This is a genomic window from Roseibium aggregatum (assembly GCF_017309185.1).
GTDB classification, from domain to species: Bacteria; Pseudomonadota; Alphaproteobacteria; order Rhizobiales; family Stappiaceae; genus Roseibium; species Roseibium aggregatum_B.
Map to the genome: position 1 here is coordinate 65736 of NZ_JAEKJZ010000008.1, position 24486 is coordinate 90221.

The following is a 24486-nucleotide window of genomic DNA, read 5'->3' on the forward strand; positions in this document are numbered from 1 at the left end:
GATCCGGGATCGGAGAACCACAAATCTCAAACTGAAAACTCAGACATTAAACAAACACCTATGGCTCTCCGATCCCGGCTCGCGCTTCGCTTGGCCGGGGTGACTTTAGGAGAGGCAAACAACCCCTCACTTCAACCGCGTCAAAAGCCCGGCCATAAGCTGCGCGCGCTCGACAAGGCTGTCGATGAAGATGTGCTCATCGAGCGTGTGAAGGCCGCGCCCGCGGGCGCCGATGGAATCGAGGGTCGGAATGCCCATGGCGCCGGTGAAGTTGCCGTCCGAACCGCCGCCGGCGCTGCCGTGATTGAGCTCGAAGCCGATTTCCTGAGAAATCTCCCGGGCGATCTCATACATCTGCAGGGTGCCTTCGCCCGGCTCCCAGACGGGGCGCGTGACGCCGCGGGTGACCTCGAAGACGACGCCGTTTTCCTCGCCGTTCAGGGCGAGCATCTTTTCGACGCCTTCGTCCAGGTCTTCCTGGCGCTTGGCCATGCTGAGCACTTCCGCCTCGCAAGTGGACGAAACGCAATTGACCCACTGGCCGCCATGGACGACGCCGACGCTGAAGGTGCAGTCCGGCGTGGTCATGGCTTCTATTTCCAGGATCTTCTTCGCCATGGCGGCAATCGCCGAACGGCCGTCTTCGAGCGCCCAGCTGGCGTGGCTCGGCCTGCCCCTTGTCTTCAGGTTGAAGCGGGCGATCGCATAGCGACCGGTGACCGCTCCGCCGTCGGCGCTCGCCGGTTCCGGGACCAGAACATATTTGTTCTTGCGCGCTTCCATCTCGATCAGGTCGCGGGTCAACGGCGTACCGACCTCCTCGTCCGGCGTGAACAGGATTGTCACCGGCAACGGCGTTTCGATCCCGGCCAGCGCCAGCTTGCGCAGGGCCTCGATGGCCAGATAGTTGCCGCTCTTCATGTCCATGACGCCCGGCCCGTAGCACTTGCCGTCTTCGATCCGCCAGGGCAGGACCTCCAGCGTTCCCTTCGGGTGCACGGTGTCGAGATGGCCGGAAATCAGGATGCCCGGTGCACCCGTCTTTTTGTGCGGAAAAGTCGCCCTTACCGAACCGCCGAAGCCCATGCGGCCAGGAATGCGTTCGACGGAGGCGCCTGCCGCGACCAGATCGTAGGTCGCCAGGTCCATCATCCGGTCGACGGCGGCGGCATCGTAGGTCGGGCTCTCGCATTCGACCCAGGGCTTCAGGCCCGCGAGAATCCGGTCGGTATTGAAATCGAGACGGTCGAGCGGCAACGGCAAATCTCCGGGTGTTGAGGGCAAGTTTCGTGGATCGAGATGCAGGATGACAGGCAAAGGACCTATCGAAAGAAGTCGGAACCTGATTGTTAGCGAAGCCAGCCGCCGCAGTCGATACCGGAAGCCTTTTTGAGCGTTCTCGTCACTCAATTCACCAGGCCTGCAAGCAAAAGTGTTTCGGAAGGAAAATTCTTCAAATTCGAATACGACAGCACCAGGAGAAAAACAAACAAACGCCTTGGATATGGTCGTGAAAATATGCAATCCTGAATTGTCTATAGACGCACTGCCGGTGGACGTTGGCTCTTGTGTCCTTGGGCACAAAATCAATTTCAGAGATGCCGTTTAGATCAAGAAACAGGATGAACAACAATGAGATTGCCGCTTTTGGTATTGTCTGTCTCCCTCGCCCTTTCCGGTTGCGGTAGCGAATTTGAAATCACTGGTAGCAACGCCAGAGGAACGGAAACTTTCAAGGGCAGCGCACTTGGATTTCAGTCGGGCAAATTCAATATCGCGAGCAATAAAGGTCGAAAATGTAAAGGCCGATTTGACTCCGTCAATGACCTGGCTGCTGGATACGGCAAAGGAAATTTTGTTTGCACGGATGGCAACAAGGGAACTTTCTGGTTCACGATCGAACAGAATTATCGAAGCGGGAACGGCGTTGCCAACATCGGTGGTGAAAAATTCAAATTCAAGTACGGAAACAAGTCCAGCTAGAGCAAACGCACGGTTCCAAGCAAAAGCAGGCCTGAAGACGGACCCTCTTCGTTAGCTGAGCACCGTTCACCTGCGACCGTCAGTGGTTCGATACCTGTTGGCTCTTTCCGAGGAACCCTAGCAGGCATAGCCCGCCACAGCCCTGTCGAAACACCGCCTGAGACGGACCGGGTCCGGGTGCAAGTGGGCTTTTTCCAACATGCGGGCCCAAAGCACCTGGATCAGGCTGTCCGCCGTCCGGCGCATGAAGGCATGGGCGAGTTCCGAAGGGTCTTGCGCGGACAAAACCTTGTCCCTTGCGTCGCACCAGGATGCGTAAAGGGACCCGACAATCGGACTGACCGTTTCGAGGCGCGCGCATTCGCCTTGCAGAAATTCCGCGAAGGCCTGACCCGGCTGTTTTGCCAAGAGGCGTGTGGCGAGCGCCTTCTCGTGGATGCCGTTGGCACCTTCGTAGATGGCGGTGATACGCGCGTCGCGATAGGCCTGTTCCAGCGCGTATTCCTTCAGGTAGCCGTAGCCGCCGAGAACCTGCATTCCGAGTTCCGTGGCACGCATGCCGGCTTCGGTGCAAAAGACCTTCGCGATCGGTTTCAGGAACTCCGCCAGATCCGGGTCCCTGCCTGCCTCGATGGTCACCAGTGTCAGATGCGCCAGCGCCCGGCCACTCAGGGCGAGACCGTCGATTTCCTCCAGCATGCGGCGGATATCGGCGTGCCGGTCCAGCGTCGCCGGTTTGCCGTCCGGTCCGCGCCCCTGGATGCGTTCCGCCGCATAGGCGCGCGCGACATCGTAAGCGCGCGCCGCATGGGCCACGCCTTGCAGGGCAACATCGACCCGGGCGTGGTTCATCAGCGTGAACATAGCCTTCAGCCCTTCGCCGGGCCGGCCGATCAGCTCGCCTTCCGCATTCTCGAACCGCATCTGGCAGGTCGGCGACGCGTGGAGCCCCATTTTCTCCTCGATCCGGGTCACGGATATCCGGTTCTGCTCCCCGTTTTCCAGCAGCTTCGGGCAGATGAAAAGGGACAGACCCTTCAGGCCGTCGTCGGAGGTGCGGGCGAGTACAAGGTGATGAATGAGGGGGCTGAGGTCTTGATCTCCGCCGGAGATGAAGATCTTTTCGCCGGAAATCCGCCAGCTTCCACCCTGTTCCTCGCCACGGCAACGGATGCGCGCCAGGTCGGAGCCGGCTTCCGGCTCCGTCAGACACATGGTCGCCAGCGCCTCGCCGGACGCCAGGGCCGGCAGGAAGCGGGTCTGCTGATCTTCCATTCCGAAATTCATCAAGGTACTGATCGCGCCGGGCACCAGTCCGGTCACCATCTGCAAGCTGTGGTTCGCGCCGGAGAAGATTTCTGAGGTGATGGCGAGAACGGTCGCATCCAAGCCCTGCCCCCCGAAGGCTTCCGGTGCCGAAAGGCCCGGCCAACCCTGCTCGCAATAGGCCTCATAGGCCGCCTTGAAGCCGTCAGGCATTCGCACCCGCCCCGCTTCCAGGCGGCAGCCCTGGCGATCGCCGGGCTCATTGAGCGGCGCGAACTGTTCCTCCGCAAAGGCGGCGAAATGCGCGCCGATTTCCGACGCGAGGTCCGCATCCCAGTGCGGCAACCCGGCGGCACCGGCAACATGGGTGAGCGAGAACAGGATATCGTCGAGGGGAGCGGAAAAGGGTTTCATCGGGTGCTTCAGCGAATGGAGAAAAGAGAGATCCGCACGGCGGAGGCAAGACGCCGGCCGGTGCCGACGAAAAGCGTCCGGTTGACCCAGGCATAGGCCGGCGCACCGGTCTCGAGCCGGGCGGTGGTGCGGAAATAATAAAGGGCGGGATCGACATCCTCGCCGCGCGCCAGCGCTTCGAGAACCTCCGGCGGGCCGTGCCGCACACCCTTGTTGACGATTTCGATGACCGCGCCGTCATCCGTCTCGACCGCGTAGCGGGTGTCGATATCGGCGGAGCCGTCGGCGAGAATGGTCTGCCAGTCCGCGCCCAGGTTCAGAACCTTGCCGGAAATGCTCCCGGTGGCCGTACCGCCCACAATCGGAATGATCCGCCGCAGGCCGTTGCGGCCAGGGCCCATTTCCCTCACGGGTCCGAGTTCGACGGTCAGGTCGCAGACGTGGTCGAGCGCCGGGGCGGTCATGACAGCCCCAGGAGCCGGGCGGCATTGCCCTTGATGATGTCGGGGCGCAATTCATCCTTGATCGCGATCTTCTCGAAATCGGCGAGCCAGCGTTCCGGGGTGATCATCGGCCAGTCGGAGCCGAACAGAACCTTCTTCTTCAGGATCGAATTGCAGTATTTGACCAGGATCTCGGGGAAGTATTTCGGCGACCAGCCGGAGAGATCGATATAGACATTGGGCTTGTGCTGGGCGACGGCGAGCGCCTCTTCCTGCCAGGGGAAGGAGGGATGCGCCAGGATGATCTTCATCTCCGGAAAATCGACGGCAACGTCGTCCATATACATCGGGTTGGAATACTTGAGGCGCATGCCGTTGCCGCCGGGCATGCCGCTACCCACGCCCGTCTGACCGGTGTGAAACAACGCGATCAGGCCTTCCTCGGCGATCGCTTCGTAAAGGTCGTAGGCCATCCGGTCGTTGGGATAGAAGCCCTGCATCGTCGGATGAAACTTGAACCCCTTGATGCCGAAATCCCGGATCAGACGGCGCGCCTCGCGCACCCCCATCTTGCCCTTGTGCGGGTCGATGGACGCAAACGGGATCAGCACATCGGCATTCTCGGCGGCAAGTCCCGCGACTTCCTCGTTCTTGTAGCGCCGGTAACCGGTCTCCCGTTCCGCATCGACGGGAAAGATGACGGCGGCGATGTTCTGCTCGCGGTAATGGGCCGCGGTTTGCGGCACGGTCGGCGGGTGGCTCCACGGCGCGCGGAAATATTTCGCCATGGTCGCCTGCAAATCGTCATAGCCGTCGTCCGTGTGGCAGCCGCAGGGTTCCTCGGCATGGGTGTGGATGTCGATCGCGCGGACCTTGGTGATGTCGACCATTGTCTCCGTCCTCAGATTGTGACCACTGCGGGGTCGTTGTCGATGTAAAGGCGTTCCAGCAGGGCTGCCCGGCGCGTCAGGACCTTGCGGGCATTCAGGTTGCCCTTGGCCGTCATTTCGCCTTCCGGCATGGATGGCGGGTCCGACAGGACGATGGCGCGGGACACCAGGGCCGAACTGCCGCTGATTTCGCGAGCCCGCTCGCTGAGCCTGCGATGAATTTCCCCCTGCAGCAACTCGCAGGAATAGGCACCGCCGTCTTCCTGGAGCGCGAAGCCCTCACGGGTGAGTTCGGCCACGTTCGGGAAAATCATGACCCCGATCTGGCCGCGGTCGGCGCCGGTCACGATCAGATCGGACGCCAGAGGGGCAAGACGGGAGAGCATGTCCAGCTTGAGCTGGGCCGCCCGGACCCAGGTCCCGGACTGGAGCTTGAAGTCCTCGGAGATCCGGCCGTCGAAGCGCATGCCCTTGTCGGGGTCTTTCTCGTCGAGAAACACCATCGCATCGCCGGTGATGAAGTAGCCTTCCTCGTCGAAGGCGGCTTTGGTCTTCTCGGGATCGTTGAAATAGCCGGGCATGATGTTCGGTCCCTTGACCCGGATCTCGCAGCGCATGTCCTCGTCCGGGATCAGTTTCACGGTCACCCCGTTCACCGGCACGCCGACGATACCGGACCGGGGGGCCGGCTCCTGCTGCATCATCGCGGAAGGCGCCGTCTCGGTCAGCCCCCAGGAGGAGGTCATCAGCGGGATCTCGCCCTTGATCTCGTAGGTCATGCGCTCGAAACCCGCCCAGACCTCCTGAGGCAGGGACGCTCCGGCGTAGAAAATCAGATCGAGATCCTCGAAAAAGCGGCGGCGCAGGTCCCTGTCCGCTTCCAGCGCGCTCAAGAGCATGCCAAAGCCGAGCGGCACGTTGAAGGCGAGCGTGCCGGTCTTCAGCTTCAGGTTCTCGACCGTACGGTCGAACAGGCCCTTTACCGGCTTGCCGTCGTCAATATAGAGACTGCCGCCATTGGCCAGCATCATGTTGAAATTGTGCGAGCCGCCGAAGACATGGTTCCAGGGCAGCCAGTCGACGATGACCGGCGGACGCGCGCGCAGGAAAGGCAAGGCATCCGCCAGTTGCTCCTGGTTGACGCACATCATGCGGTGGGTCGTCAAAACCCCTTTCGGGCTGGAGGTGGAGCCGCTGGTCATGAGGATCTTGCCAACCGTGTCCGCCGTCACCGTGTCGAAGGCGGCGTCGGGGTCCGTGGCGTTGTCTCCCTTCAAAAGATCAGCGAAGGCGGTCACACTGCGGCTTCCAGGACGGCTGCAAACGATTTCGACTCCTTGCAGGACATCGAGATCAAGCGCCTCGCCATATTGCTCCGCGTCAACCGCGTAGACCATTCTCGGGCCAATCAGACGGATCGCCTCCCGCAAACGTCCGTGTGCACCGTGGATCAGGGCGTATTGTTCGGCGACCGGCACGATCGGCACGCCGACATATTGCGCCGCGAGCGCAAGGATGCCGTGATCGACGCCATTTCCGGAGATCACGAGGATCGGCGTTTCCGGCCCCAGTCCGCGGGCAAGCAGCGATGAGCCGACGGCCCGGACCTTCTGAAGCACGCTGGCATAGGTCTCCTCCCGCCAACCCGCACCGCTGCGTTCCGCGAGGAACACCCGGTCAGGGGCCTTGTCCGCCCACTTCAGAAGCCAGTCGCCCGTGCGGGCCACCGGCTTGGTCAGCTCGTGTTTCGATCTGAGCAGGATCGTGCCGTCGGCGCGGTCCTCCCGCTCGACGGAATGCGGCTGGAAAGCCGAAGTACGCTTCATGCAGGACTCCTCCCAAAGACTGCAAATTCAATTTTACCGGCGGTTGGCCTCGATCCGCCGCATAACCTCAATCGCGACTGCCCGGTCTTCCGGACCAATGCCCCGCAGCAGATGTTCCTCGTGTTTCGACACGGCGGCGACGGCCTTCTCGCAGAGGCGTCGCCCGGAGAGCGTCGCCTTCAGCGCATAGGCCCGGCGGTCGGTCTTCAGGCGATCCCGGACGATCAGATCGCGGCGTTCCAGCTCGTCCAGGATGACAACAAGGTTGGGACGCTCGACATCCATCGCCTCCGCGAGCTGCGACTGGCGCAGGCCCGGATTGTCGACGATCAGCACGAGCGCGGTATAGGTCAGCATCCTGAGATCGAACGGTTTCAGCGTCTGGATCAGATCGGACTGAATGACGTTGAACGTCCGTTTCATCTGATAGCCGTGCAGGGACCGCAGCGTCTTGTCGCTCACGCGGACGGTCCCGCCGACGGTTTCCGGCTCCGGGGCGGTTTTCTTCATGGCGTCACCTGAAATTCGGCTTGCGTTTTTCGAGGAAGGCGGCAAGCCCCTCGAGCGCATCCGGGCTGGTTTGCGTGATCGCGGCGCACAGGCTTTCGGTGAAGAGCCCATCCGCCTTCGACATGTCCTCGATGCGCGCCAGGGCCTGGATCATGATGTAGTTCGACAGGGGCGCGTTGGCGGCGATTCTGGCCGCCAGCTCCCGGGCCTTCGCCAGGGCTTCGTTCTCGCCGACGACGTAGTGAGTCAGGCCGAGCGCGAGCCCCTCATCGGAGTTGTATTTCCGGCCGGTGAGCATCATTTCCGTCATCCGGTCGGCGCCAAGGATCCGCCCCACGCGCACGCTTGCGCCGCCGCCGACGAAGATGCCCCGCCGGCCTTCCGGCAATTGAAAGAAGGCGGAGGGATCGGCCACCCGAACATGCGTCGACGCCGCCAGCTCCAGGCCACCGCCGATCACCGCCCCGAAAAGCGCAGAGACCACCGGCAGTCCGCCGAACTGAATACGATCCATCACCTGATGCCAGCCGCGCGAATGGCGCATGGTGCCTTCGGCGTCGCGGGCAACATGTTCGCTCAGGTCCAGCCCGGAACAGAAATGGCCGGCGGTCCCCGTCAGAACGGCGACCTTCACGTCCGCCGGCGGATTGGAAAAGAAGCCGTCCAGCGCCGCCAGCAATTCGTCGCACATGGCGTTGCGCTTGTCCGGCCGGTTCATGGTCAGGGTGGCAACGGCGCCGTCCAGGTCGATTTTCAGTATCGGGTCAGTCATCGGATTTTCCTCAGCGGGGCGGCAGACGCACGGCCCCATCCAGGCGGATGGTCGTTCCGTTGAGGAACGGGTTGGTTACGATATGCTCGGCGAGAAGCGCATATTCCTCAGGCTCTCCGAGCCGCGGCGGGAAGGGAATGTTGGCGGCGATCTTCGCGCTGACCTCCTCCGGCAATCCTTCCATCATCGGCGTCTTGAAGAGCCCGGGCGCGATGGCGGCGACGCGAATGCCGTAGGCCGCGAATTCCCGGGCGGCCGGCAGGCACATGGAAGCGATACCGCCTTTCGACGCCGCATAGGCGGCCTGCCCAAGCTGGCCGTCCTCATAGGCGACCGACGCGGTGTTGACGATCACGCCACGCTCACCGGTTTCCAAGGGATCAAGGTTCATCATGCGTTTCGCGGCATGGCTCATGACGTGATAGGTGCCGAAAAGGTTCACCTTCAAGGTCTTTTCAAAAACATCGAAGGAGGTCTTGCCTTCCCGTCCGACGATGCGGGCGGCCAGGCCGACGCCGGCGCAATTGACGACAACACGCGGTACGGATCCGAGCTTTCCGGCGGCTTCCTCGATTGCGCTGTCAACGGCATCCGGGTCAGACACATCCGCCTGAACGGCGCATCCGCCGATATCGGCCGCGACGCTTTCAGCCTTGTCGATGGCATAATCGAGAATGGCGACCCTGGCGCCCCGGCTTGCGAAATGACGCGCCGTGGCAGCCCCCAGTCCGCTACCGCCCCCGGTCACGAGAACGGCGGTTTCAGATACCAGCATCATGCAGCCCCAGTTCAGTTTGTTTCATCATTATTATGTCTCATATCTATTTTTACGCGCGAAGGCTTCCCTCGTCCGCCGGCCGGGTTAACCGGCCAGCAGGAACAGGGTGATCGACGGAAACAGAACCAGCAGAACGACCCTCAGAATATCCGAGATGACGAACCAGAGAACCGCCTTGTAGGTCTCTGTCATCGGGGTCTGGCGGTCCATCGCGTTGATGATGAAAAGGTTCATCCCCACCGGCGGCGTGATCAGGCCGACCTCGACCACGATCAGCACGAGAATGCCGAACCAGATCGCCAGATGCTCCGGGGTCATGCCGAAATCGAGCACGCTGATGACGGGGAAGAAGATCGGGATCGTCAGCAGGATCATGGACAGGCTGTCCATGAGGCAGCCGAAGACCAGATAGAACAGCAGGATCAGCATCAGCACCGTCCAGGGGCTGAAGCCCTGGCCGACAACCCAGCCGGAAAGCTCCTGCGGCACCTGGCTGAGCGCCAGGAAGCTGTTGTAGAAACTCGCGCCCAGGACGATGAAGAAGATCATCGCGGTGCTCATGGCCGTCTGGACAATGCTGTCCTTGAAGATTGCCCAGGTCAGGTTGCCCGAGAAAAGGGCGAGCAGGCCGGTTCCGGCCGCACCCACTGCGGCGCCCTCGGTGGGCGTGAACCAGCCGAGGTAGATGCCGCCGACGACGAGCCCGAAGACCAGAAGCACCGGCCAGACATCCATCAGTGCCCGAAGCCTTTCGCCATAGGGAACCGCTTCGCGGGTTCCGGCGGAATCCGGATTGAGGCGCACGTAGATCGAAATGGTGATGATATAACCGATTGCCGCGAGGATGCCCGGGACGAAAGCCGCCAGGAACAGCTTGGCGATGTTCTGTTCCGTCAGGATCGCGTAGATCACCAGGATGACCGACGGCGGGATCAGAATGCCAAGGGTTCCGCCGGCGGCGAGCGTTGCCGTGGAGAAGCCGCCGGAATACCCGTAGCGGCGGAGCTCCGGCAGGGCGACCCGGCTCATGGTCGCGGCCGTGGCCAGAGACGATCCGCAGATCGCGCCGAAGCCCGCGCAGGCACCGACGGCAGCCATGGCCACACCGCCCTTGCGGTGCCCGAGCCAGCTTTCCGCGGCCTTGAACAGGGACGAGGACATGCCGGAATGGGTCGCGAACTGGCCCATCAGCAGGAACATCGGAATAATGGTCAGGGAATAGCTGGAGAAGGTGGAATAGGTCTCGTTCTTCAGCTTGGAGAGAAAGATCGCCGGCGTTCCCGTCGCGAAGTAGAGACCGCCCAGACCGCAGATCATCATCGCCAGGCCGATGGGCGCTCTTAGGAAAATCAAGAGGAGCAGAACGGGAAAGGACAGGTAGCCCAGTTCAAGGGAGGTCAATGCACGCCTCCCTCGGGTACGAACCGGATACGCTTGCCGGTAACCGCCTCAACGATGCTCACATAGGCACAGTAAAGGGCGACAACGGACGCAATCACCGCAGCGGCGAGGCTCAAGGCATAGGCCCACCAGACCGGGAACTGGAGCAGGAAGGTTGTCTCGCCGTAGCGCATCTTGTCGCTCATGCCGACATAGAGCCGCCAGGTGATCAGGACGATAAGACCGCTCAACAGCACTTCCCAGAAGGCCGTCAGAAACCGGTTCACGGCTTGCGGCAGAGCGTTGGTGAAAATATCGACGGTCGCGTGCCCCTTCCGGAGCTGGCAGATGGGAAGGAAGGCGAAAATCGAGAAACTGATACCGGCCTCGACCAGTTCGAAATCCCCGGAAACCGGTCCGACACCCGTCGCGATCAGCGCCTTCGCGATCCCTTCCGACAGAGCGTTCAGGAAGGGCGAATGCCCGAGTGTGTTCAGACCGCGCCCGAGCACGCTGATGCAGGTCAGCGCGATGAGAACCGTCAGCACCAGGCCGCCAAGAATTGCCATGAAGCGCGCCACGCGCTCCATCAGTTGAAACAGCATGTTCATTGTTCCCTTGCCGGAAAACTGTCCCGGCAGGATGTCCTGCCGGGATGTTCGCTCCGACGATTATTCGGCCAGGAGTTCGTCGACCCGCTTGCGCAGTCCGGTGCCGTCGAGGCCCTTTTCATCCATCTCGGCGGTCCAGGCATCGACGGTGCCCTGGGCGGCTGCCTGCCACTCCGCGGCCTGCTCGCTGGAGAGCTCGATGATGTTGTTGCCCATCTCAACGGCCGCCGCGCGCGGTCCGGCATCGTCGGCCTGCATCTGCTTACCGGCGAACGCGGAGAATTCGAGGCCCGAGTTCGCATCGATCACGGCCTTGAGATCGTCCGGCAGGGAATCGTATTTGTCCTTGTTCATGGCAAAGATGAACGTGGTCGTGTAGAGCGCCTTGTCCGGAAACTCGGTGTGGTTCTTGACGAGTTCGTTCACCTTGAGCGCGCCGACGACTTCCCAGGGAATGACTGTCGCGTCGACCACCCCCTTGCTGAGCGCTTCGGGGATCGCCGGAACCGGCATGCCGATCGGGGTGGCGCCGAGGTTTGAGAACAGGACGTTGGTCACGCGGGTCGGCGCGCGCAGCTTGACCCCGTTCAGGTCCGACTGGCTCTCGATGGGCTTGGAGGAGTGGATCACACCCGGTCCGTGCACCCAGAGCCCCAGCGGCTTGAAGTCGGCGAAGTCCGTGTCCATCATGGTTTCTTCAGCGAGTTTCCAGTAGGCACGGGACGAAGCTTCGGCATCGGCCATGGTGAAGGGAAGCTCGAATACCTCCGCGCGCGGGAAACGGCCCGGGGTGTAGCCGGAGACGGTCCAGACGATATCGGCGACGCCATCGACCAGCTGATCGATAAGCTCCGGCGGCTTACCGCCGAGCTGCATGGCGGGATAGCGTTCGATCTTGATCCGGCCGCCGGAGTCGGCTTCGACCTTGTCCGCCCAGGGGTCCAGGACGTTTTTCGGCACATTCGCCTGGGCAGGCAGGAACTGGTGAAGACGAAGCGTCACCTCCTGCGCGAACGAAGCGGATGGAATGGCAGTGAGTGTCATCGCCGAACACGCGGCGGCACACGCCCATTTCACAAGGCGCTTGTCAAAGTTGATCATCGTTTCCTCCCTGTCAGATCAACTCCACCACATCACCGGGTTTCCTCCCTCCGGCTATGTGATGGTCTATAATAGTTATATTGAATAACTACTTTTCGGACTTTGTCCAGTGCCAATTCAACAGCGTCCCGATCTCGGAGTCGAGAAAAACCCGCCGCATTAAATCCTGAATTGCCATGGCGATTTGTGTTCAGTCCTGGCGTGTACCGGAGACCCGCTCGCTCCAGAACATCGGCCCGCCCTTCCAGCGCGGAAAGCCGTATCCATGAATCTCGACCAGGTCGATGTCGGAACCGCTGGCCGCAATGCCCTCTTCAAGGATGGCCTCTCCCTCCGCCGCCATCGTGCCGACCAGGCGGGCGGCGATCTCTTCGCCCGTCAGCGTCGCCGATCCGCTTATCTTCGATGCGAGCAGCTCCGAGACCGTTGCCGAGGCGAGCGGCTTGCGGTCGCCTTCGGCGTAATCGTACCAGCCGCCACCGGATTTCTGACCCGTGCGTCCCGCGCGCACCAGAATGTCGCCGAGCGTTTCGGGAACGTCCTGCCCGTCCTTGCGGGCGCCTTCGCGCTGCAGGAAGGCAATGTCGAGACCGCCCAGGTCCTGGGCTTCGAAGGGGCCCATCTTGAAGCCGAAGCCCCGCATCGCGGCGTCCACATCGGCAATGGCAACGCCTTCGCGAACGAGGGTCTCCGCTTCGGCGCGATAGCGCTTCAGGATGCGGTTGCCAATGAAGCCTTCGCAGATGCCGGAGCGGACCGGGATCTTGCCGAGCTGCCGGCCGAGCGCGAAGGCGGCGGCCAGAACGTCCGGTGCGGTCTCGGGAACCGGAACGATTTCCAGAAGCTTCATGATGTTGGCCGGGCTGAAGAAATGCAGGCCCAGGAACCGGCTTGGATCGTCCAGCGACGACGCGATGCCGCGCGGATCGAGATAGGATGTGTTCGTCGCCAAAATAGCATCGGCGCGGCAATGGCGGTTCAGCTTCTCGAACACCTCGCGCTTGACCGAGATTTCCTCGAAGACGGCCTCGATCACCAGATCGCAATCGCCAAGCGAAGCATAATCCGTCGAGGCGCCAAGCTTCGTCATGAGGGCCGCCTTGCCGTCCGCGCTCATCTTGCCGCGCTTGACCGCGCCGTCGAAGGTTCTTTCGACATTCGCGGCGCCACGGGACAGCGCGTCGTCATCGCGCTCGATCAGGACGACCTCCAGGCCGGAAGACAGGCAGGCGGAGGCAATGCCGGAGCCCATGGTGCCGCCGCCGACAACGCCGACCGTCCTGACCGGCCGTGGCTCGATGCCTTTCAGAAACTCCGGCCGCGGGGCCGCGCGTTCGGCGAAAAAGACGGCGCGCAAGGCCGCCGCCTCGTCGGAGCCGCGCAGCTCCAGGAAGGTCTGCCGCTCGTGCGCCATCGCCTCTTCAAAGGAATGACTGACGGCGAAACGAATGCTCTCCAGAGCCGCGAGCGGCGCTCGATGGCCGGCCCTGCCCGCCGCCTTGGCAGCACTTTGCCAAAAGGCCTCGTCCCTGACCTCGACCGGCCGCTCGGAAACAGGTGTCGGCAGCGGTACATTCAGGACCTGCCGCGCAAACGCTGTCGCCTCCTGTCTGAGATCTCCTGCGACCACCTTGTCGATCAGACCCTTTTCCAGGGCACGAGCCGCCGTCATCGGCTTGCCGGTGGTTGCCAGTTCCACCGCCGTTTCCAACCCTGCAAGACGCGGTGTCCGGACCGTACCGGACGCGCCGGGGATAACCCCAAGAGTCACTTCCGGGAGCCCGACCTTCGCCTTTTCCTCGGCGACACGGAACCGGCAACCCATGGCGATCTCGAAGCCGCCGCCGAGCGCAGCCCCGTGGATCGCCGCGACCCAGGGTTTTTCCGCCTGTTCCAGCCGCGTCACCACATCGGGCAGATGCGGTTCAACCGGCGGCTTGCCGAATTCACGCACATCGGCACCGGCGATAAATGTCCGGCCTGCGCAGATCAGCACCACCGCCTTCACACCGTCATCGGCATCAAGCTGTCCGGCCAGCTCGAAGAGGCCCTTGCGGACCTCTTCCGAAATGGCGTTTACCGGCGGATTGTCGAGCGTCACAACGGCGATTTCGCCTTCATGGCTGACGGACAGAACGGACATGACTACTCCTTGAGACTGGTCCTCCCAGGACCTGAACCTAAAGACCCAGATAGGCTTCGCGGACGCGCGGGTCCTCGATCAACTCGCCGGATGGACCGGACAGCGTGATCCGCCCGGTTTCCATGACATAGCCGCGATCGGCAATCTTCAGCGCGCCATAGGCGTTCTGCTCCACAAGAAGCACGGTGACTTCCTTGTCGCGGAGCGATTTGACCACCTCGAAGATCTGCGCGACCAGAAGCGGGGCAAGACCCATGGACGGCTCGTCGAGCAGCAGGCAATGCGGACGCCCCATCAGCGCCCGGGCGATCGCCAGCATCTGCTGCTGCCCGCCCGACAGGCCTCCGGCCGCCAGATTACGCTTCTCGCGCAGGATCGGAAACATCTGGAAGGCATCTTCCATGTCCCGGTCGACCCTGTCGTCCGTGAAGAGAAAGGCGCCGAGCCGGAGATTTTCCTCAACCGAAAGATTGGTGAAGATCTGCCGTCCCTCAGGCGACTGGGCCAAACCCCGGCGCAGGCGCTTGTAGGCGGGCACGGCGGTCAGGGCGTCGCCGCGAAAGCGGATATCGCCGCCGGTGACCGGCTGGGTGCCGGACAGGCACTTCAAAAGCGTTGTCTTGCCCGCGCCGTTGGCGCCCACGACGGTGACGATTTCGCGCGACGAAACCTCAAGATCGATCCCGTGCAGCACCTCGATATGGCCGTAGGCCGAGCGCAGTCCCTCAACCGTCAGCATGAGCAGGCTCCTCCTCGGCGCCGAGATAGGCGGCGATCACGTCCGGGTTTTTGGAAACGGCCTCCGGCGTGCCTTCGGCGATCTTCTCGCCGTGATCCAGCACCACGATATGGTTGGATATCCGCATCACCATCTTCATGTCGTGCTCGACCAGCAAGATGGCGATTCCGGACTGGGCGAGTTCGGCGATCAGCTCGTCGATTTCTTCCGTCTCCACCGCGTTGCAGCCGGCGGCCGGCTCGTCGAGCAGGAGCACCTTCGGTCCGACAGCGAGCGCGCGGGCGATCTCCAGGCGCTTCAGCGCGCCATAGGAAAGATTTCCCGCTTCCTCTTCCGCCGCGTTGGCCAGGCGGACCTTTTCCAGGAAGGCCATCGCCTTTTCGCGCGCTTCCGCGGAGCGGCGCTTCGCGCCCGGCAGCGACAGAAGATCACTCAGGATCGACGGGCGCACGCTCAGATGGAAGCCCGCGAGAACATTTTCCAGAACCGTCATTTCCTGGAAGATCTGCAGGTTCTGGAACGTCCGTGTAAGGCCTTTTTCGGCCAGAAGATGCGGGGCTTTCGCGGTCACGTTCTCGCCGTTGAGTTTCACCTCGCCGTCGCTCGGCAGGTAAACACCGGAAATCATGTTGAAGAGCGTGGTCTTGCCGGCGCCGTTCGGGCCGATTACCGAAACGATCTCGCCCGGCTTGACGGAAAAGCTGACATCGTTGACGGCGCGCAAGCCGCCGAAGCTGATGCCCAGGCCGTTGATTTCGAGAATGGCCATCACACGCCCCTCCATCTGATCCGCGCGGCAATGGACGGCAACAGACCCAGCGGCAGGAAGATCATGACCAGGATCATGATCAGGCCGAGGACGAGCTGCTCATAGTCGGCCAGAACCGTCAGAACCTGAGGCAGAAGGGTCAGGATCGCCGCACCCAGGGTTGCCCCGAGCACGGATCCGACACCACCCAGCACCGCCATGGTCACCATCTCCACCGAATGCATGAAGCCGGCGACATCGGGGGTTATAAAGCCGTTCTGGAGCGCCAGCAGCGAGCCGGCGACGGAGGCATAGACGGCGGAGATCACGAAGGCCTGCAGCTTGTAGCGGGCAACGTCGATCCCGACTGTGCGCGCGGCGGTTTCCGAACCGTGGAGCGCCCGCATGGCGCGGCCCGTCGCGCTGTGAAAGAGATTCAGCGCGATCCAGATCGCGACCAGAAGCACGAGCGCGTTGGCGATATACCAGAATTCGCCGCCGGACAGCTTCAGCCCCATGCCGCGCAGAACCTGGCGCAGGCCGAGGTCGGGCACGGCCATGCCGTCCGGACCGCCGGTCAGACCGCGTTCGTTCGACAGAACCATGGAGACCAGGATGCCGAAGCCGAGCGTGGCGACCGCCAGATAATAGCCTTTCAGCCGCAGGATCGGCCGACCGATGAGGATTGCGAGCACGCCGGAAATGACCGCTCCAAGCAGCACGGCAAGCGCGGGGTGAATACCGAGATGAACCGGCGCGAGCGCACAGGCATAGGCGCCGATCCCGGCGAAGCCCGCATGGCCGAGACTGATTTGCCCCGCGTATCCGATCAGGATGACGAGCCCGATCACGGAGAGCGCGTTGACATAAACCAGCGCGCCGACCCGATAGTAGTAACCGGAGGGGAAGAATACGGGCAGGACCAGCATGATGCCGGCCAGAACGGCAAGCTGGACCCATTTGCTGTTGGCGGACATGGTCAGACCCTCTCCGTCTTTTTCGCGCCGAACAGGCCCTGGGGCATGACGAAGAGCACGGCAAGGATGACGATGAAGGCGACAGCTTCCTTGTATTGGGACGAGATGTAACCCGCCGTCAGAGCCTCGAACAGGCCGAGGAGAAGACCGCCTGCGAGCGCGCCTTTCGGATTGCCCATGCCGCCGAGCATCGCGGCGGCGAAGCCCTTCAGAGCGAGGCCGACGCCGACGTCGTAACTCACCAGGGTGATCGGTGTCACCAGAACGCCCGCAAGCGCACCGATGGCTGCCGACAGGGCAAACGACAGCGTCATGACGAAGCCGGTGTTGATGCCGACAAGCTGCGCGGCGAGCCTGTTGTTGGCGGTCGCAAGGACGGCCTTGCCGAGAAGCGTGCGGGTGAAGAACAGCCACAGCGCGATGAAAATTCCGATGGCCCCGCCGATCACCCAGAGGCTTTGCGGCAACAGGGTCGCGCCCAGAACATGGATCGGGTCGTCGCCGGAAAAGGCCGGCAGACGGTGAAGCTGCTTGTCGAACACGACCTGGGAGGCGCCGCGGATCAGGATCGATGCCCCGATCGTTATGATGATCAGTGTGACCACCGGCGCGCCGCGGGCCGGCTCGATCGCGAACTTGTTGAGCGCGACGCCGATACCCGCGGTGATCACGATGGCGATCGCGGCCGCAAGCGGCAGCGGCAGACCGGCGTCGAAGGCAAAGACCGTGATCATGCCGCCGAGCATCACGAATTCACCCTGGGCGAAGTTCACCACGTCGGACGCGTTGTAGATGATCGTGAAGCCCAGCGCGACAAGGGCATAGACCGCGCCGACCGTCAGGCCGGAAAAAATGAACTGCATAAAGGCGTCCATGGACGTCTCCCGTGCATGCTTGTCGGAGAAAGCGGCCGGGAGAGATCCCTCCCGGCCGGAAGTTGCGCGATCAGTCGACCGAGACCCACTCGCCGTCGCGGATTTCGAGCATCCGGAAGGCGCTGAGGTCGAGGCCCAGGTGATCGTCTGCGCTGAAGGTGTAGGTGCCGGTGGTGCCGACAAGACCATCCGTGGCCTCGAGCGCGTCGCGGATTTCTTCCGGATCGTCGCTGCCGGCCCGTTCGATGGCGCCGGTCATCAGCTTGAAGGCATCGTGCGCATAGCCGCCGAAGGTGGAAACGTCTTCGCCGTATTTTTCCTCGTAAGCGGCCTTGTAGGCGCTTACGACGTCCTTCTGCGGATCGCCGTCCTCGATGATGTCGGCGATCAGAAGGGCCGTGCCCGGCAGCCTGACACCTTCGGCTGCATCCGGCCCGGCCAGCTCGATGAATCCGTCGGAGGCCACCCCATGGCTCTGGTAGAGCGGCAGGTCGATGCCGAGCTGGGCGTAGTTACGGGTGACGATGGCCGGGCCCTGGCCGAAGCCCGGGTTCAGGATCGCCTGGACGCCGTCCGTGGACTTGATCTTGGTGAGCTGCGGCGTCATGTCCGCGTCCTGCGGCGCATAGGTTTCCTGCGCCACGATCTCGATTTCATAGCCGCCGGCCACGTCCTTGCACTGGGCCTCCATGGAAGCGCCAAAGCCGTCGGTGCCGGAAATCATGCCGATCTTGGTGATGCCGTTCTTCTGCATGTCGGTGAAGATCTTTTCACAGGCCATGCGGTCGGTGTGCGGCGTCTTGAACACGAACTGGCGCACAGGGTCGATGATCTGGATCGCGCCGGCCAGCGAAATGAACGGAATGCCCTCGCTCTCGGCCACCGCGAGGATCGACATGGTGGTTCCGGTGGTCGATCCGCCGATGATGGCGGAAACCTCGTCATCCTCGACCAGGCGGGTCGCGAAGGTCCGAGCCTTGTTCGGGTCGCCGCCGTCGTCATAGAGCACCAGCTCGACCTTTTCGCCGTTGATGCCGCCCTTGGCGTTGAGTTCCTCAACCAGCATTTCGAGCGTCTTGGCTTCCGGATCGCCCAGGAACGCTGCGCCGCCGGAGGCCGACAGGCTTGCGCCCAACTTGATTTCCGCATGTGCCGCGGTCGCAATTCCGAGGGCCATCAGCGTGGCCAGTGCAGTCGTCGTTACTTTCATGGGGGTTCCTCCCTTGCTGTTCAAAAAACGGCCGGCCGCCCTTCCTCAAGCGGATTTCGGCCACCGGATCATGACGCGCCGGAACCGCGGCGCGACAAATGCCGTGTCGGTCAGGCTGGCGTTTCCCGCCGGATTGGCTCCGGTCACGTGAAAATCGGAAAACGCCGCCGACTGGTTGACGTATATGTTGCCGGTGAGATTGACCGACAGATTGACCCCTGCGCGCGCGAAGGCTTTCGCCGCCCGGCCGATCAGGGCCTGATCGGTCGCATAGAGAGCCGCGGTAATGGCGCCTTTGCGGTGCGCGAGGTCCGAGGCTTCGGCAATCGCATCCTTCGCGGTCTCCGTGGCAATCGCGAAGATCACCGGACCGAAACATTCGTCCTCGTGGATCTCCGCGCCTTCCGCGACCGCGACGATCAGGGGCGTCGCCGACCGCCCGGCCCCGGTCCCGGCACTCTCGCGCACCACGCGCCCGGCGGACCGGGCCGCATCGAGGCGCGCGAGCGTCGCTGGATTGACAATGGCCCCGCAGATGCCGGACGCCTGCTTGGGATCCGCCGTCAGATCGTCGACGGCCGCCGCGATTCCCGCAATCACTTCGTCGAAGGACTTGTGCCCCTGGTCGGTCTCAATGCCACCCTTGGGGACATAGATGTTCTGGGGCGACGTGCACATCTGTCCCGAATAGAGCGAGACGGAAAAGGCCAGATTGGCGCACATGGCCTTGAAGGCGTCCGTGCCCGTGATGACCACGGAATTGACGCCGGTTTCCTCGGTGAAGACGAGCGCATCGCCGGCATTCTCCCGGATCCAGCCGCCGAAGGCGGACGAACCGGTATAATCGACGATCCGGATTTCCGGAGCCTCCACCAGCTCCTTCGTCACCGGCGCCTCCGGTTCGTCGACAGCCAGCAGCACCGCGTCCTCGGGCAGGTTCTGTTCGCTCAAAACCTCGCGCAGCACCTTGACGGTGATCGCCAGGGGCAGGATGGCCATGGGATGGGGCTTCACGATCACGGTGTTGCCGGTCGCAAGGCTGGCGAAAAGACCCGGATAGCCGTTCCAGGCAGGAAAGGTGTTGCATCCGATCGTAAGCGCTACGCCGCGCGGAACGAGGTCCCAGCGCTTTTCCAGAACGATGGGCGGCTGCTTGCCCTGCGGCTTTTCCCAGGTCGCGCCGCCGGCCACGGAGGTCATCTCTGCATAGGCTGCCGCGACGGCTTCCAGCGCCCGGTCCTGGGCATGCGGCCCGCCGGCCTGAAAGGCCATCGGAAAGGCCTGGCCAGTGGTGTGGACTGTCGCGTTGGCGATGAAGAAACTTTGTCTGTTGAGCCGGACAAGGGCCTCCAGAAGAACGCCGACGCGGGTTTCCACAGAGGTTTCTGACCAGGCCTCGAACGCCTGTTCGGAGGCTTCGATCAAGGCTCCGGGAGAGGCGGCCGGATAGCTCAGTCCGAGATCGAGGCTCCAGGGAGAGCGCTCCGCGCCAAGGCGACGCTCTTCAGGATGCCCCGGAATGGCGAAGGGTTTGCCGAGCAGCGCTTCAAAGGCCGCCGCACCGTCGTCGCGGGCGGTTTCGCCGTAGATCTTGCCGGACGGCAACTCGGGGAACGGCGTCCAGAACTCACGGGTCCTGATCGCGCTCAACGCGTCGTCCAGCAATGATCGATGACGATCGAACAGCTCAGGCATATAGTCTCCTCCCAGATGCGCTCGAAACGTCGCCGGCGCGGTTCTTATAATTGACCGACCGGACGGTTTATGCAACAACTTGTTTCAGGGACACCCGAGGAAAAATGTGTCCGGGAGGATTTAATGACGGATAATCAAACAGTTATCTCTGTTCTCGAAAATGGCGTTTTGCGGCTGACGCTGAACCGTCCGGACAAATTGAACTCGTTCAACGAGGACATGCACCTGGCTCTGCGGGCCGAACTCGAGCGGGCCCACAAGGATACGTCTGTCCGTGCAATCCTGCTGACGGGTGCCGGCCGCGGCTTCTGCGCGGGACAGGATCTGGGCGACCGCGACCCGCGCAAGGGCGGCGAAAAACCGGACCTGGGCCACACGCTGGAAACCTTCTACAATCCGACGCTTCGCCTGATGCGCGACCTGGAGAAACCGATCGTCTGCGCCGTCAATGGTGTTGCGGCAGGTGCCGGCGCCAATATCGCCTTTGCCTGCGACATCGTGTTCGCGGCGAAATCCGCCAAGTTCATCCAGGCCTTCTCCAAGATCGGTCTGATTCCGGATGCCGGCGGAAGCTGGTCGCTTGCCCGGATCGTCGGCGAACCCCGCGCCAAGGCGCTGACGCTTCTGGCGGAACCGCTGTTGGCGGACCAGGCCGCCGATTGGGGCCTGATCTGGAAGGCGGTGGGCGACGACGCGCTCATGAGCGAGGCAACAAAAACCGCTGAAAAGCTGGCGTCCGGTCCGACGGTGGGACTTGGCTTGACGAAGCGGCTGATCCAGGCCGCCGCGTCCCAGGATCTGGACAGCCATCTCGATATGGAGCGGGACTGCCAGCGTATTGCCGGTCACACGGAGGACTACGCGGAAGGCGTCACGGCTTTCCTTGAAAAACGCGCTGCCGTCTTCAAGGGAGAATGACATGAAAAACGTTTCGGAGATGAGCCCGCAGGAACTCGCTGAGGCCTGCGCCAAGCTGATGTGGGACGACGACCGGGCCTCCAAGGGCCTCGGCATCGAACTCCTGAAGGTCGAGCCCGGCAAGGCGGTGCTTACCATGCGGGTCGCCGAACACATGACCAACGGCCACGGCAACATGCATGGCGGCTTCTTGTTCGCGCTCGCCGACAGCGCCTTTGCCTTCGCCTGCAACAGCTACAATCAGATGACCGTCGCGCAGCATTGTTCGATCACCTATATCGCGCCCGGCAGCCTGGGCGACATGCTGACGGCCGACGCCCGCGAAGTGTCCCGCAAGGGACGCTCCGGCATCTACGACATCCGTGTGACACGGGAGGACGGGACGGTGCTTGCGGAGTTTCGCGGCCATTCCCGAACCATCAACCGCACTTTTTTGCCTGACGACACCACACCGGCGTAAGTTACGCCAAGGGAGGACAAGAGATGATCGACCTGACCCCTGACCGGTCAACCCTCGACCCTGTCGAGATCGCGAGCCGCGACGAGATTTCCGCGCTCCAGCAAAAACGCCTCGCCTGGTCATTGAGCCATGCCTACGAGAATTCGCCGTTCTTCAGGAAACGCTTCGACGAGCACGGCGCGCACCCAGGCGACTTCAAGTCGCTCGCCGATATCGCCAAATTCCCCTTCACGGTGAAACAGGACCTGCGCGACACCTATCCCTTCGGCATGTTCGCGACCCCGCGCGAGGAGCTGGTGCGCATCCACGGCTCGTCGGGAACGACCGGAAAGCCGACCGTGGTCGGCTACACGGCCAACGACATTTCCACATGGTCGGACCTGATCGCCCGCTCGATCCGCGCTGCCGGCGGCCGCAAGGGCCACATCCTTCACAATGCCTACGGGTACGGCCTGTTCACCGGCGGTCTCGGCGCCCACTACGGCGCCGAACGTCTCGGCTGCACGGTGGTGCCGATTTCCGGCGGCATGACCGAGCGCCAGGTGACGCTGATCGAGGATTTCAAGCCCGACATCATCATGGTGACTCCGTCCTACATGCTTTCCATCCTGGACGAATTCCGCCGCCGTGGGCTCGACCCGAGGCAGTCGTCGCTGAAGGTCGGCATTTTCGGCGCGGAGCCCTGGACCAACGCCATGCGTCTGGAAATCGAGCAGGCTTTCGACATGCACGCGGTCGACATTTACGGCCTGTCGGAAATCATGGGCCCCGGCGTTGCCCAGGAATGCGTTGAAACCAAGGACGGTCTCCACCTCTGGGAGGATCACTTCTATCCGGAAATCATCGACCCGGTCACGGAAGAAGTCCTGCCGGATGGCGAAATGGGTGAGCTGGTCTTCACCACGCTTACCAAGGAAGGCCTGCCGATGGTCCGCTACCGGACCCGCGACCTGACACGGCTCCTGCCGGGCACGGCACGCTCCATGCGCCGGATCGAGAAGATCACCGGCCGCAGCGACGACATGATCATCCTGCGCGGCGTCAACGTGTTCCCGACGCAGGTCGAGGAACTGATCCTGAAATGCGAGGGCCTCGCCGCTCATTTCCAGATCGAGCTGGTGCGCTCCGGCCGGATGGACGCCATGATCGTCCATGCCGAGGCCATGCCGACCCACTCAAGTTCCGACGCCCGCGCAGCGCTGGCCAAGGAACTTGCCCATCACATCAAATCGACCATCGGCATTTCCACAAAGATCGACGTGCACGAACCGGAAGGCGTCGACCGCTCCGCCGGCAAGGCCAAGCGGGTTGTCGACAACCGGCCGAAGGACTGAGCCGAGAGCTTTTGACCGAGGTTTGGCCGCCCGCTCCCCACGTCCGCTTTCTCCAGAGGCGGGCGCGGAGAGGGCGGCGAGAATCGTCTGATACTCGCCCTCTGGCCATTCCCTCACGTAAAGTTTAAAAAGCGCCGGATCGGGGCAGCGGACAAGAAACGGAGTTCAAAGCGCATGGCGAGAACCCGCGCAAGCGATTTTGAGGAAAAGCGGCACGGCCTGCTTCTCACGGCGGCCAACGTCTTCGCGACCCAGGGCATGGAAAAAGCCTCCATGTCGCAGATCGCCCAGGAGGCGGGCGTCTCGAAATCGCTGCTCTATCACTATTACCCGTCCAAGGACGCGCTGATCTTCGCGATCATCGAGTCCCATCTGACAATTCTGGACGAAGCCCTGGACAAGGCCGACGACCCGTCCCTGCCGCCGCACCAACGCCTGAAGACGCTGGTGCTGACGGTGCTCGACAACTATCGCGGCGCCGACGACCAGCACAAGGTCCAGCTCAACGCCGGCCCGGCGCTGTCGGACGCGCAGAAAGCCGACATCGTCGCCATCGAGCGCCGCATCGTGCGGCACTTCTCCAAGGCGCTGAAGGATATCCACCCCCAACTCGCCAATCCCGACCGCCCACTGCTGATGCCCGTCACCATGTCGCTCTTCGGCATGATGAACTGGGTCTACATGTGGTTCAAGGAAGGCGGCCTGATCTCACGGGACGACTACGCCAATGTCGCGACGACGCTGATCCTGGAAGGCGTGAAGGCGGTGAAGTGAGGGGGGGGGGGAAACCCGTTGTCCCCACCGGCACCGCCCGCATCAGACTTCTCGTAACGGGGCTTTCATTTCACCGGACGCAGTGGCGGCAACCGGCCTTCGAAGATCGAGGACTTCACGATCGAGGTATGGGTTTCGGCGCGTTCGTGAAAAGGGATCAGTATGTCGTCCAGTTCCGCGACATCCGCGAGCGCCAGGCGCGCGACATAACAGTCGTCACCCGTTACCCGGTCGCAGGACATGAAACGGGGCTGTTCCTCGATCATCCTTTCAACGACATGAAGCTGTCCGCTGCGGGGCTTGATCCTGACGAGCGCCTGGATGGTGTATCCGAGCGCGCGCAAATCCACCCTGGCGCCGAAGCCCGAGATATATCCATGGTCGCGCAAGGTGCGAAGCCGCTCGCCGACCGCCGGCCCGGACAAATCGACCATCTTCCCGATGTCCGCGAGGCTCAGGCGGCCATCGGATTCGAGGATCTCGATGATCCGGCAGTCGGTCTGATCCAGCGTTTTCGACATGAAGGAAAATTCCGTCCGACAGTTTCGAAGTGAATGAATATTTGCAGAACGGCATTCGCCATCGCCGGGACGAAAACGTAGCCAGTCCCTAAAATCCTGTCAAACAAGCACAGGAGAT

At 62.6% G+C, this 24486-nt stretch carries 24 protein-coding genes; 5 read left to right on the plus strand and 19 right to left on the minus strand.

Annotation, left to right across the window (positions count from 1 at the left end):
- Nucleotides 1-126: 126 nt before the first annotated feature.
- Nucleotides 127-1257 carry a M20/M25/M40 family metallo-hydrolase gene (locus JF539_RS25815; protein ID WP_209017606.1) on the minus strand — a complete coding sequence of 377 codons (1131 nt, stop codon included), beginning with the start codon at nt 1255-1257 and terminating at the stop codon, nt 127-129.
- A 375-nt stretch (nt 1258-1632) separates the two neighbouring features.
- Between JF539_RS25815 and JF539_RS25820 the strand changes: the two genes are divergently transcribed.
- A complete protein-coding gene (locus JF539_RS25820) occupies nt 1633-1983 on the plus strand; it encodes a hypothetical protein (protein ID WP_207144044.1) in 351 nt (116 codons plus the stop codon).
- A gap of 117 nt (nt 1984-2100) precedes the next feature.
- On the opposite strand, the gene JF539_RS25825 is transcribed toward JF539_RS25820, so the two are convergent.
- From JF539_RS25825 to paaN, 17 genes are all read right to left on the minus strand, one after another.
- Nucleotides 2101-3663 carry an acyl-CoA dehydrogenase family protein gene (locus JF539_RS25825; protein ID WP_207144045.1) on the minus strand — a complete coding sequence of 521 codons (1563 nt, stop codon included), beginning with the start codon at nt 3661-3663 and terminating at the stop codon, nt 2101-2103.
- 8 nt (nt 3664-3671) lie between these two features.
- Nucleotides 3672-4127: a DUF3237 domain-containing protein gene (locus tag JF539_RS25830; RefSeq protein WP_207144047.1), complete on the minus strand. Its 456-nt coding sequence runs from the start codon at nt 4125-4127 to the stop codon at nt 3672-3674.
- The gene (locus tag JF539_RS25835; protein WP_207144049.1) at nt 4124-4996 is read right to left on the minus strand and encodes an amidohydrolase family protein; all 873 of its coding nucleotides are present in this window, start codon (nt 4994-4996) and stop codon (nt 4124-4126) included. The genes JF539_RS25830 and JF539_RS25835 overlap by 4 nt, the downstream gene beginning before the upstream one ends.
- Before the next feature lie 11 nt (nt 4997-5007).
- The gene (locus JF539_RS25840) at nt 5008-6822 is read right to left on the minus strand and encodes a feruloyl-CoA synthase (protein ID WP_207144050.1); all 1815 of its coding nucleotides are present in this window, start codon (nt 6820-6822) and stop codon (nt 5008-5010) included.
- Between the two features lie 33 nt (nt 6823-6855).
- A complete protein-coding gene (locus JF539_RS25845) occupies nt 6856-7332 on the minus strand; it encodes a MarR family winged helix-turn-helix transcriptional regulator (RefSeq protein WP_207144052.1) in 477 nt (158 codons plus the stop codon).
- Between the two features lie 4 nt (nt 7333-7336).
- Nucleotides 7337-8104 (minus strand): crotonase/enoyl-CoA hydratase family protein, encoded by a 768-nt coding sequence (locus JF539_RS25850; RefSeq protein WP_207144054.1) that lies wholly within the window; start codon nt 8102-8104, stop codon nt 7337-7339.
- A 10-nt stretch (nt 8105-8114) separates the two neighbouring features.
- Complete coding sequence (locus JF539_RS25855; RefSeq protein WP_207144234.1) at nt 8115-8879, minus strand: SDR family NAD(P)-dependent oxidoreductase; 765 nt, start codon at nt 8877-8879, stop codon at nt 8115-8117.
- A gap of 87 nt (nt 8880-8966) precedes the next feature.
- Nucleotides 8967-10283: a TRAP transporter large permease gene (locus JF539_RS25860; protein WP_207144057.1), complete on the minus strand. Its 1317-nt coding sequence runs from the start codon at nt 10281-10283 to the stop codon at nt 8967-8969.
- Nucleotides 10280-10867 carry a TRAP transporter small permease gene (locus JF539_RS25865; RefSeq protein ID WP_207144058.1) on the minus strand — a complete coding sequence of 196 codons (588 nt, stop codon included), beginning with the start codon at nt 10865-10867 and terminating at the stop codon, nt 10280-10282. The genes JF539_RS25860 and JF539_RS25865 overlap by 4 nt, the downstream gene beginning before the upstream one ends.
- Nucleotides 10868-10933: 66 nt before the next feature.
- Nucleotides 10934-11974 carry a TRAP transporter substrate-binding protein gene (locus JF539_RS25870; protein ID WP_207144060.1) on the minus strand — a complete coding sequence of 347 codons (1041 nt, stop codon included), beginning with the start codon at nt 11972-11974 and terminating at the stop codon, nt 10934-10936.
- 190 nt (nt 11975-12164) lie between these two features.
- Entirely contained in the window at nt 12165-14117 is a 1953-nt protein-coding gene (locus JF539_RS25875) for a 3-hydroxyacyl-CoA dehydrogenase NAD-binding domain-containing protein (protein WP_207144062.1), read from the minus strand.
- A 37-nt stretch (nt 14118-14154) separates the two neighbouring features.
- On the minus strand, nt 14155-14856 hold the full coding sequence (locus JF539_RS25880) for an ABC transporter ATP-binding protein (RefSeq protein WP_207144063.1): 702 nt from the start codon (nt 14854-14856) through the stop codon (nt 14155-14157).
- Nucleotides 14843-15625, minus strand: coding sequence for an ABC transporter ATP-binding protein (locus JF539_RS25885; RefSeq protein ID WP_207144065.1), 783 nt, complete (start codon nt 15623-15625; stop codon nt 14843-14845). Before JF539_RS25885 ends, JF539_RS25880 begins: the two co-directional genes overlap by 14 nt.
- Nucleotides 15625-16581 carry a branched-chain amino acid ABC transporter permease gene (locus JF539_RS25890; protein ID WP_207144067.1) on the minus strand — a complete coding sequence of 319 codons (957 nt, stop codon included), beginning with the start codon at nt 16579-16581 and terminating at the stop codon, nt 15625-15627. Before JF539_RS25890 ends, JF539_RS25885 begins: the two co-directional genes overlap by 1 nt.
- Before the next feature lie 2 nt (nt 16582-16583).
- The gene (locus tag JF539_RS25895; protein WP_207144069.1) at nt 16584-17456 is read right to left on the minus strand and encodes a branched-chain amino acid ABC transporter permease; all 873 of its coding nucleotides are present in this window, start codon (nt 17454-17456) and stop codon (nt 16584-16586) included.
- Nucleotides 17457-17526: 70 nt separating this feature from the next.
- Nucleotides 17527-18666 (minus strand): ABC transporter substrate-binding protein, encoded by a 1140-nt coding sequence (locus JF539_RS25900; RefSeq protein ID WP_207144070.1) that lies wholly within the window; start codon nt 18664-18666, stop codon nt 17527-17529.
- 45 nt (nt 18667-18711) lie between these two features.
- On the minus strand, nt 18712-20361 hold the full coding sequence (gene paaN, locus JF539_RS25905) for a phenylacetic acid degradation protein PaaN (protein WP_207144072.1): 1650 nt from the start codon (nt 20359-20361) through the stop codon (nt 18712-18714).
- A 123-nt stretch (nt 20362-20484) separates the two neighbouring features.
- On the opposite strand from paaN, the gene paaG reads away from it, so the two are divergent.
- The 4 genes from paaG to JF539_RS25925 all read left to right on the plus strand — a co-directional run bounded on the left by paaG (nt 20485) and on the right by JF539_RS25925 (nt 23847).
- Nucleotides 20485-21279: a 2-(1,2-epoxy-1,2-dihydrophenyl)acetyl-CoA isomerase PaaG gene (gene paaG / locus JF539_RS25910; RefSeq protein WP_207144073.1), complete on the plus strand. Its 795-nt coding sequence runs from the start codon at nt 20485-20487 to the stop codon at nt 21277-21279.
- Between the two features lies 1 nt (nt 21280).
- A complete protein-coding gene (paaI, locus tag JF539_RS25915; protein WP_209017607.1) occupies nt 21281-21739 on the plus strand; it encodes a hydroxyphenylacetyl-CoA thioesterase PaaI in 459 nt (152 codons plus the stop codon).
- A 23-nt stretch (nt 21740-21762) separates the two neighbouring features.
- Nucleotides 21763-23073 carry a phenylacetate--CoA ligase PaaK gene (paaK, locus tag JF539_RS25920; protein ID WP_207144075.1) on the plus strand — a complete coding sequence of 437 codons (1311 nt, stop codon included), beginning with the start codon at nt 21763-21765 and terminating at the stop codon, nt 23071-23073.
- A 174-nt stretch (nt 23074-23247) separates the two neighbouring features.
- Nucleotides 23248-23847 carry a TetR/AcrR family transcriptional regulator gene (locus JF539_RS25925; protein ID WP_207144077.1) on the plus strand — a complete coding sequence of 200 codons (600 nt, stop codon included), beginning with the start codon at nt 23248-23250 and terminating at the stop codon, nt 23845-23847.
- Between the two features lie 65 nt (nt 23848-23912).
- Here JF539_RS25925 and JF539_RS25930 read toward each other — a convergent pair whose 3' ends face one another.
- The gene (locus tag JF539_RS25930; RefSeq protein ID WP_207144080.1) at nt 23913-24368 is read right to left on the minus strand and encodes an Lrp/AsnC family transcriptional regulator; all 456 of its coding nucleotides are present in this window, start codon (nt 24366-24368) and stop codon (nt 23913-23915) included.
- Nucleotides 24369-24486: the final 118 nt, after the last annotated feature.